This is a genomic window from uncultured Amaricoccus sp., assembly GCF_937858865.1.
Classification (GTDB): Bacteria; Pseudomonadota; Alphaproteobacteria; order Rhodobacterales; family Rhodobacteraceae; genus Amaricoccus.
In genome coordinates this window covers 1-9319 of record NZ_CALLYO010000234.1, presented here as the reverse complement: position 1 = coordinate 9319, position 9319 = coordinate 1, and the positions used below count along the sequence as shown (strand labels likewise).

The 9319-nt window shown below is 72.3% G+C and carries 10 protein-coding genes; 7 read left to right on the top strand and 3 right to left on the bottom strand.

Translation table 11 applies throughout. The annotated features are described in order from the left end of the window. The 3 genes from Q0112_RS06485 to Q0112_RS06475 form a co-directional block, all read left to right on the top strand. The coding region (locus Q0112_RS06485; RefSeq protein WP_297972940.1) for a TOBE domain-containing protein at nt 1-262 on the top strand (262 nt) is incomplete at its 5' end. After that, a complete protein-coding gene (locus tag Q0112_RS06480; protein ID WP_297972937.1) occupies nt 259-1431 on the top strand; it encodes an ABC transporter permease in 1173 nt (390 codons plus the stop codon). The genes Q0112_RS06485 and Q0112_RS06480, both read left to right, overlap by 4 nt. 5 nt (nt 1432-1436) lie before the next feature. Then, nucleotides 1437-2225 (top strand): ABC transporter permease, encoded by a 789-nt coding sequence (locus Q0112_RS06475; protein WP_297972935.1) that lies wholly within the window; start codon nt 1437-1439, stop codon nt 2223-2225. Here the strand turns inward: Q0112_RS06475 and tyrS are convergent. Beyond that, on the bottom strand, nt 2222-3487 hold the full coding sequence (tyrS, locus tag Q0112_RS06470; protein WP_297972933.1) for a tyrosine--tRNA ligase: 1266 nt from the start codon (nt 3485-3487) through the stop codon (nt 2222-2224). The genes Q0112_RS06475 and tyrS overlap by 4 nt on opposite strands. Before the next feature lie 67 nt (nt 3488-3554). Here tyrS and Q0112_RS06465 point away from each other — a divergent pair, with 67 nt between their 5' ends. After that, nucleotides 3555-4637, top strand: coding sequence for an anhydro-N-acetylmuramic acid kinase (locus Q0112_RS06465; protein ID WP_297972930.1), 1083 nt, complete (start codon nt 3555-3557; stop codon nt 4635-4637). 114 nt (nt 4638-4751) lie between these two features. Here Q0112_RS06465 and Q0112_RS06460 read toward each other — a convergent pair whose 3' ends face one another. Next, nucleotides 4752-5291, bottom strand: a complete 540-nt coding sequence (locus tag Q0112_RS06460) for a DUF1697 domain-containing protein (RefSeq protein WP_297972927.1) — start codon at nt 5289-5291, stop codon at nt 4752-4754. Continuing rightward, a complete protein-coding gene (locus Q0112_RS06455) occupies nt 5288-7066 on the bottom strand; it encodes a monovalent cation:proton antiporter-2 (CPA2) family protein (RefSeq protein WP_297972924.1) in 1779 nt (592 codons plus the stop codon). The genes Q0112_RS06460 and Q0112_RS06455 overlap by 4 nt, the downstream gene beginning before the upstream one ends. 115 nt (nt 7067-7181) lie before the next feature. Here Q0112_RS06455 and Q0112_RS06450 point away from each other — a divergent pair, with 115 nt between their 5' ends. The 3 genes from Q0112_RS06450 to Q0112_RS06440 form a co-directional block, all read left to right on the top strand. Beyond that, nucleotides 7182-8057, top strand: coding sequence for a DMT family transporter (locus Q0112_RS06450; RefSeq protein WP_297972922.1), 876 nt, complete (start codon nt 7182-7184; stop codon nt 8055-8057). Between the two features lie 95 nt (nt 8058-8152). Further along, entirely contained in the window at nt 8153-8704 is a 552-nt protein-coding gene (gene ppa / locus Q0112_RS06445; protein WP_297972918.1) for an inorganic diphosphatase, read from the top strand. A 163-nt stretch (nt 8705-8867) separates the two neighbouring features. Further along, nucleotides 8868-9319: sodium/proton-translocating pyrophosphatase (locus Q0112_RS06440; RefSeq protein WP_297972915.1), on the top strand; the 452-nt coding region annotated here is incomplete at its 3' end.

Here is a 9319-nt window from a genome sequence, read left to right as displayed (position 1 = left end):
CGGCGCGCCGGTCGGCAGCGAGGTCCTCGTCTCGGTGCGGCCCGAGCGCATCCTGCTCGGGGCCGAGGCGCCGGCCGGCTGCAACGCCTGGACCGCCGCGGTCGCCGACAGCGTCTACCAGGGCGACCACCTGCGGGTGCAGCTCGCCGGCGATCCGGCCGGCCTCGTCGTCCGCGCCGGCCGCGGCGGGACGGAATGGCAGCCCGGCGCCACCGTCACCGCCGCCTTCTCCCCCGCCGACTGCTGGGTGATCCCGTCGTGAGCCGCGCCGCGCTCGGCCGCCGCTTCGGCGCCTTCGCCCTGGTGCTGCCGCTCCTCGCCTTCCTCCTCGTCTTCTTCGTCTGGCCGCTCGTCACCATCCTCTCGGAGGCGGTGTCCGACCCGTCCGTCTCCCGCACCCTGCCGCGGACGGTCGAGGCGATCCGCGCCTGGGACCGCGAGTCGCTCCCTTCGGAGGAGGTCGGGGCGGCGCTGGTCGAGGATCTGCGCGAGAGCACCGACGACCAGGCGCTCGGCGACGTGGTGCGGCGGCTGAACAGCGCCAAGTCGGGCTTCCGCACGCTGATGGCCAGGACGCGCAGCGCCGTCGAGGAGACGGCGGGGCCGGTCGATCTCGTCGCGGTCGACCGGCGCTGGGGCGACGTCGCCTTCTGGACGGCGATCGCCAACGCCGCCTCGCCCTATACCGACCGCAACCTGCTCGCCGCCGTCGATCTCGAGCGGGACGCCGCGGGGGCGATCCGGCGGGTGCCGCCGTCCGAGTCGGCGAACCTCACCATCCTGACGCGGACCTTCGCCATCGCCGGATCGGTCACCGGGCTCTGCATCCTGCTCGGGCTGCCCTACGCCATGCTGGTCGCCTCGGTCTCCGGCTGGATGCGAAGCGCGCTGCTTGCCGCGGTGCTCTTGCCGCTCTGGACCTCGATCCTGGTGCGCACCGCCGCCTGGTACATCCTGCTGCAGGACCAGGGGCTGGTGAACGACGCGCTCCGCGCGGTCGGCATCGGGGCCTTCCCGCTCATCTTCAACCGGGCGGGGGTGGTCATCGCCATGACCCACGTGCTCCTGCCCTTCATGGTGCTGCCGATCTACAGCGTGCTGCTCTCGATCCCGCGCAACCTGATGCCGGCGGCCGCCTCGCTCGGGGCGAACCCGGTGCGCGCCTTCCTGCGCGTCCTGCTGCCGCTCACGCTGCGCGGCGTCGCCTCGGGCGCGCTCCTCGTCTTCATGTCGGCGATCGGCTACTACATCACCCCGGCGCTGATCGGCGGGCCGCGGGACCAGATGATCAGCCTCGTCATCGCCTTCTATGCCACCGGCACGGCCAACTGGGGGATGGCGGCCGCGCTCGGCATCGTGCTCCTCGTCATCACGCTGGCGCTCTATGCCGTCTACGGGCGGCTCTCGGCCACCGGCACCGCGCGGATCTGAGCCCGATGTGGACCCTCGCCAGGATCGTCTTCGGGGCCGCGATGGTCACCTTCCTGATCGCGCCGCTCATCGCCATCCTGCCGCTCGCCTTCACCTCGAGCGTCTTCCTGACCTATCCGATGCCCGGGGTCTCGATGCGCTGGTTCGAGGTGCTGGCGACCGACGCGGTCTGGCGCCGCTCGATCGTCAACAGCCTCGTCATCGGCGGCAGCACCACGGTCCTCGCCACGCTGCTCGGCTCGCTCGCCGCCCTCGGCCTCCGCGAACAGTTCCGCTTCGCCGGCGCCTTCCGCACCCTCTTCCTGTTGCCGATGGTGGTGCCGGCGGTGGTGCTCGGCGTCGGCATGCAGATCCTCTTCGCCCGCATCGGCCTCGCCAGCAGCTACATGGGCGTCATCGCCGCCCATACCGTCGTCGCGATGCCCTTCGTCATCGTCAGCGTCGCGGCCTCGCTCGCCGGCATCGACCGCCGCGTCGAGCGCGCGGCGCTCTCGCTCGGGGCGCGGCCCCCGACCGTGCTCTTCCGCGTCACCGTCCCGCTCGCCATGCCCGGCATCCTCTCCGGCGCCGTCCTCGCCTTCGCCACCTCGCTCGACGAGGTGGTGCTGACGCTCTTCGTCGCCGGCCCGAACCAGCGCACCCTCGCCCGGCAGATGTTCTCCACCATCCGCGAGAACATCAGCCCGGCCATCGCCGCCGCCGCCTTCCTCTTCATCGTCGGCACGGTGATCGTCGCCGCGCTGATGCTGCTCGCGCGCCGGCGCAGCAGCCGCCCGGCCGCCTCCGGAACCTAGGCCGCCGCGCGGCTGCCGATCCTGACCAGGCAGTGCCGCTTCTTGCCGACCGAGACCTTGAGCTCGCGCCCGATCGTCTCCGGCGTGACCAGGGCGTTGGGGTCGAGGACGAGCTCGTTGTTGAAGCGCAGGCCCCGCTCGGCGACGAGGCGCTTGGCCTCCTTGCCCGACTGCACGATCCCGGCGGTGACGAGGAAATGCGTGACCGAGAGCCCGGCGCCCAGCGCCTCCCCGGGCAGGGTCACCGCCTCGAGCGCCTCGCCGGCCCCGCCCTGCTCGAAGACGGCGCGCGCGGTCGCCTCGGCGGCGCGCGCCGCCCCGGCGCCGTGGCAGAGCGTCGTCACCTCGTTGGCGAGGACGATCTTCGCCGCGTTGATCTCGGCCCCGCCGAGCGCCCCCAGCCGGTCGCACTCCGCCACCGGCAGCTCGGTGTAGAGCTTCAGGAACCGCCCGACGTCGGCGTCGGTGGTGTTGCGCCAGAACTGCCAGAAGTCGTAGGGCGAGAGCGCCTCGGCGTTCAGCCAGGCCGCGCCCGCCGCCGACTTGCCCATCTTGCGCCCGTCCGAGGTGGTGAGGAGCGGCGAGGTCAGCCCGAAGACCTCCGCGCCCTCCACCCGGCGCGTGAGGTCGATCCCGTTGACGATGTTCCCCCACTGGTCCGAGCCGCCCATCTGCAGCAGGCACCCGTGCCGCCGGTAGAGCTCGAGGAAATCGTAGGCCTGCAGGATCATGTAGTTGAACTCGAGGAAGCTCAGCGACTGGTCCCGGTCGAGCCGCGACTTCACGCTCTCGAACGACAGCATCCGGTTGACCGAGAAGTGCCGGCCGATGTCGCGCAGGAAGGTGAGGTAGTTGAGCCCGTCCAGCCATTCGGCGTTGTCGAGCATCAGCGCCCCGGCCGGTGCGCCGGAATAGTCGAGGTACTTCTCGAAGACCCCGCGGATCGTCGCGACGTTGGCGGCGATCTGCTCGGGCGAGAGCAGCGGCCGCTCGTCGTCGCGGAACGAGGGATCGCCGACCTTGGTCGTGCCGCCCCCCATCAGCGTGATCGGCCTGTGGCCGGTCTTCTGCAGCCAGCGCAGCATCATGATGTTGAGCAGATGCCCGACGTGCAGCGACTGCGCCGTCGCGTCGTAGCCGATGTAGGCCGGCACCACCCCCGCCCGCAGCCGCTCGTCGAGCCCGGCGAGGTCGGTGCAGTCCTGCAGGTAGCCGCGGGTCACCATGACGTCGAGGAAGTCGCTCTTCGGGCGGTATGTCATGGCGGCGGTCCTTTCGGGCGAGGCGGCGCCGTTCTATAGCGGTTCCGGGCAGGACGGAAGGGCGGCGATGCGCGCGCTGGGGCTGATGTCGGGCACCTCGATGGACGGGGTCGATGCGGCGGTCGTCGAGACCGACGGCGAGACGATCGCGGCCTTCGGCCCGACCGCCTTCGCCCCCTACGCCCCCGAGGACCGCGCCCTCCTCCGCGCCGCGCTCGGCCGCTGGCCGGGCGAGCCGGGCCTCGACGCGGTGGAGGCGCGGGTGCGCGCGGCACATGCGGCAGCGGTGCGCCGCTTCGCGGGGGTGGAGATCGTCGGCTTCCACGGCCAGACGCTGGCGCACGAGCCGCGGGGCAGGGGGACGCACCAGGTCGGCCGCGGCGACCTGCTGGCGCGCGAGACGGGGGTACCGGTCGTCTGGGACTTCCGCACCGCCGACGTGGCGAGCGGCGGGGAAGGGGCCCCGCTCGTCCCCTTCTTCCACTTCGCCTGCGCCCGCCGGATCGGCGCCGAAGCGCCGCTCGCCTTCCTCAACCTCGGCGGCGTCGGCAACGTCACCTGGGTCGACCCGCGCCGCCCGGCGCCGGAGGCCGAGGGCGCGCTTGTCGCCTTCGACACCGGGCCGGGCAACGCGCTGATCGACGATTTCCTCAACCAGCGGCTCGGGCGCCCGCTCGACGAGGACGGCGCCGTCGCCGCGGCGGGCCGCGTCGACGAGACGGTGCTCGCCGCGCTCGCCGCCCATCCCTTCATCGCAAGGAAGCCGCCGAAGTCACTGGACCGGCAGGACTTCCACGGCTTCCTCGACCGGGTCGCCCCCCTCTCGACCGAGGACGGCGCCGCGACGCTCGCCGCGCTGACCGTCGCCTGCGTCGCCGAGGCGGCGCGGCATTTCCCCGAGCCGGTGACGCGCTGGCTGGTCTGCGGCGGCGGGCGGCGCAACCGGACGGTGATGGCGATGCTGGCGCAGCGGACGAACGGCGAGGTCGCGCCGGTCGAGGCCGAGGGGCTCGACGGCGACATGCTCGAGGCGCAGGCCTTCGCCTATCTCGCCGTCCGGGTGCTGCGCGGCCTGCCGACCTCGGCGCCCGCGACCACCGGCGTCCGCCTGCCGGTCTCGGGCGGCCGCATCAGCCGCCCGGAGGAGTGAGCGCGGCCACCGCACGGCATCGCTCGGGACATGCACCGGACATGCTCCTGCACCGCACCGCTCGCGATGAGCACGGCCGGGGGCAACGGCGCCGCTCGGACCAGAACCCGCGCCTCACCCGGCCAGCGCCGCCCCGATCCGCTTCACCGTGTTCCAGTTGCGGAAGGTGCCGATCCCCTCGCGCCGCGGCGTGATCGCACCCGGCAGCCGGGAGGGGGCGAAGCCGTCCGGCAGGTGCACCCAGAGATCGCCGCCGGCCACGGCCAGCCGCTCGCCCGGCGCGAGATAGGGCGAGAGCCGCGCCACCGCCGCCGCGTCGGCGGGCGTGCGCATCACCCGCACCGCGACCCGCGCCGGCTCCCGCTCGGCCGCCTCCGGGAAGGGATTGGCCGCCATCAGCCGCGGCCAGCCGGTCCCGTCGCGGACGATGATGGAGACCGCCCGGCCGAAGCGTTCGGCGAAGGCGGGCTCCAGCCGCGCCTCGATCGCCCGCGCGTCGCCCTCGGCCTCGAAGAGGAGGTTGCCGGTCGCAAGCAGCGTGCGCGGCCGCTCGAGCCCGAGATCCGCCGCCAGATCGCGCAGGTCGGCCATCACCAGACGCCGCCCCTCGGCAATGGAGATGCTGTAGAGGAGCGCGACGAAGGGCCGGCTCACGACGGCTCGCGCGGCGCCGCGCCCTCGTTCCTGCCCGGCAGGTTGCCGCGGATGAGGTCGTGCGCCGCCTTGATCCCGCCGACGAGCTCGCGCTCGAAGCGCATCTCGTCGCGGCTGCGCACGTCCTCCATCACCTCGGCCGCCTCCTCCTCGGGGACGCCGAGCGTGCGCAGCGTCTTCTCGCCGAGCGCGAAGGCCGAGAGCAGCGTCTCGCGGATCTGCCAGTCGACCCCGGCCTCGACCAGCCGCAGCGCCTCCTGCCGGTCGAAGGACCGCGCCAGCACCGGCACCAGCGGGAACTCGGCCTTGCAGAGTTCGACGATCTGCACCGCCGCCTCGCGGTCGTCGACGCAGACGACGATCACCCCCGCCGCGTCGGCGCCGGCGGCGTGCAGGATGTCGAGCCGCGTCCCGTCGCCGTAATGCACCTTGAAGCCGAAATCGGCCGCCGCCTCGATCATCTCCGGGTCGGTCTCGATCATGGCGATCTCGAAGCCGCGGGCGAGCAGCGGCTGGCTGACGATCTGCCCGACCCGGCCGAAGCCGATGATGAGCGCGTTGCCGTGCAGCCCGTCCGGCGCCTCCAGCCCGTCGGTGCTCGGCCCCGCCCGCGGGGCGAGCCGGTCGTGCAGGATGACCATGAGCGGCGTCAGCGCCATCGAGACGATGATGACCGCGACGAGGATCGCGTTCTCCTCCGGGCCGAGGAGGCCGACCGCCACCGCCGCGCCGTAGAGCACGAAGGCGAACTCGCCGCCCTGCGCCATCAGCACCGCCCGCTCCAGCGCCTCGGCGTGGCTGGCGCGGCCGATCCGCGCCACCGCGTAGATGCCGAGCGACTTGAGCAGCATGAAGCCCGCGACGCTGACCGCGACCAGCCCGAGGTTGCGGGCGATGACCTCGAGGTCGAGCGCCATGCCGACACTGAGGAAGAAGAGCCCGAGCAGGATGCCGCGGAAGGGCTCGACGTCGGCCTCGAGCTGGTGGCGGTAGGTCGATTCCGAGAGCAGCACGCCGGCGAGGAAGGCGCCCATCGCCATCGAGAGGCCGGCCGCCTGCATGAGGAGCGCCGCGCCGAGGACGACGAGCAGGGCGGCCGCCGTCATCACCTCGCGCGCCCGCGACATGGCGAGGATGCGGAACAGGGGGTTGAGCAGCCACCGCCCGGCCGCGACCAGCGCCGCGATGGCGGCGAGGCCGATCGCGACCGAGCCGAGCCGGTGCGCGAGCGTCACGCTCTCGCCGCCCGGCGCGAGGAAGGCGACGAGCGCGAGCAGCGGCACGATCGCCAGGTCCTCGAGCAGCAGGATGGCGATGATCCGCCGCCCGTTCGGCTGGTTGAGGTCGCCGCGTTCCTCGAGCATCTGCATGACGATGGCGGTCGAGGTGAGCACGAAGCCGGTGCCCGAGATCAGCGAGGCCGCCACCGGATAGCCGAGCGCGAGGCCGACGGTCCAGAGCAGCAGCATGCAGAGCCCGACCTGGGCGAGGCCGAGGCCGAAGATCTCGCCCCGCATCGCCCAGAGGCGCGAGGGCTGCATCTCGAGCCCGATGGCGAAGAGGAAGAGCACGACCCCGAGCTCGGCGACGTGCAGGATGGTCTCCGGGTCGCTGAAGAGCCCGAGCCCGAACGGCCCGATGACCAGCCCCGCCGCCAGATAGCCGAGCACCGAGCCGAGGCCGATCCGCCGGAAGAGCGGCACCGCCACCACCCCGGCGGCAAGCAGCACGACGATGCTGACGAGATCGGGGCCGTGGGCGGCGGCTTCTTCCATCGCTTGTCCCTTCCCGGTCGCCTCGCCCAACTCCTATTCCCGGCGCGCCCGCCCTGGCAACCGCCGCGCCGACGGGGCTTGCTGCCCCGGCACGGCCGGCCTAAGTCCGGCAGCCATGGATCGCTCGCAGCCCCTCAAGGCGGCCGCCTGGATGATGGGCGCGGTCGTCTCCTTCGTCGCCATGGCGGTGGCGGGGCGCGAGATCCAGGTGGAGATGAACACCTTCGAGCTCATGCTCTACCGCTCGGGCATCGGCCTCGCGATCACCCTCGCCGCCCTCGCCGCCAGCCCGCGCGGCTTCGCCCAGGTGCGGAGCCGGCACATGGCGCTGCACCTGAAGCGCAACCTCTTCCACTTCACCGGCCAGAACCTCTGGTTCTACGCCGTGATGCTGATCCCGCTCAGCCAGCTCGTCGCGCTCGAGTTCACCAGCCCGATCTGGGTCGCGCTGCTCGCGCCCTTCCTGCTCGGCGAGACGCTGACCCGCACCCGCCTCGCCGGCGCCGGCCTCGGCTTTCTCGGCGTCCTCGTCGTCGCCCAGCCCGGCGCGACCGCGCTCGGGCCAGGCCACGCCGCCGCCCTCGTCGCCGCGGTCTGCTTCGCGCTCAACACCATCTACACCAAGCGCATCATGCGCTTCGACAGCGTGCTCTGCGTCCTCTTCTGGATGACGCTGCTGCAGGCCACCGCCAGCCTCCTGCTCTCGCTGCCCGGCGGCATCCCGGCGCCCTCCGCCGCCACCTTCCCCTGGCTCCTCGTCGTCGGCGTGACCGGCCTCAGCGCCCACTATGCGCTCACCTCCGCCCTCGGCCACGCCCCCGCCTCGATCGTCGCGCCGATGGAGTTCATCCGCCTGCCGCTCATCGCGCTCGTCGGCATGTGGGTCTACGGCGAGTCGCTGCGCCTCGCGATCTTCCTCGGCGCCGCCCTCATCATCGCCGGCAACCTCGTCAACCTCCGCGAGGAAACCCGCCGCCGCGCCCCCGGCTGACCGGCGGGCGGGGCAGGGGCCGCCCCCGAATCGCCCTTTTGTTGCGCCTGCGAATATGCTAGGGCGCGCCGCGAACCGACTGGAGCGAGAGACCCATGCAACTCGACAAGATTCCGCCCGGCGAGAATCCTCCCTACGACATCAACGTGGTGATCGAGATCCCGGGCGGCCCGGCCGGCGGGGCGCCGGTCAAGTACGAGATCGACAAGGACTCGGGCGCCCTCTTCGTCGACCGCATCGTCAACGTGCCGATGTTCTACCCCAACAACTACGGCTTCGTCCCCAACACCCTGCACGAGGACGGCGACCCGGTCGACGTCATGGTCCGCACCGAGGTCACCCTGATCGCCGGCTCGGTCATCCGCTGCCGGCTGATCGGCGTCCTGCACATGGAGGACGACGGCGGCCTCGACGACAAGCTGATCGCCATGCCGCTCGAGAAGATCGACCCCTTCCAGGCCGAGATCCAGGACCTGCAGGACCTGCCGACCCGCCACCGCGAGCGCATCTGGCACTTCTTCGAGAACTACAAGGCGCTCGAGCAGGGCAAGTGGGCCAAGGTCACCGGCTGGGGCGACAAGGCCGACGCCCAGCGGATCCTGGTCGAGGCGATCGAGCGCTACAACAAGAAGTCCAGCGCCGCCTGAGCCCCGTTCAGGCGCGATTCGGGCGCGATCCTACCCGCCCCGCCGGCCCCCGCCGGCGGGGTTTTCGCGTCCCGCCCCGGCCCGCCGGCTCGGCCTTGCGCCCGCCGCGACGAATGGCGATAGTCCGCGCGCAAAATCACAACCACGAGTGGGAGATCTGAGCGTGGCATTGTTGCTCGTCATCATCTGCGGCCTTCTGTCGATCGTCTACGGCGCCTGGGCGTCGCGATCGATCATGGAAGCCGACGCCGGCAATGCCCGGATGCAGGAGATCGCCGGCGCGATCCAGGAAGGCGCCACCGCCTACCTGCGCCGCCAGTACACCACCATCGCCGTCGCCGGCGTCATCATCTTCGTCATCGTCGCCTGGCTGCTCGGGATCACCGTGGCCATCGGCTTCCTGATCGGCGCCGTGCTCTCGGGCGCCGCCGGCTTCATCGGCATGCTGGTCTCGGTGCGCGCCAACGTCCGCACCGCCCAGGCCGCCTCCAAGGGCCTCGCCCAGGGCCTCGAGCTCGCCTTCAAGGCCGGCGCCGTCACCGGCATGCTGGTCGCCGGCCTCGCGCTCCTCGGCGTCGCCATCTACTACGGCATCCTCGTCGGCCTCGCCGGCTA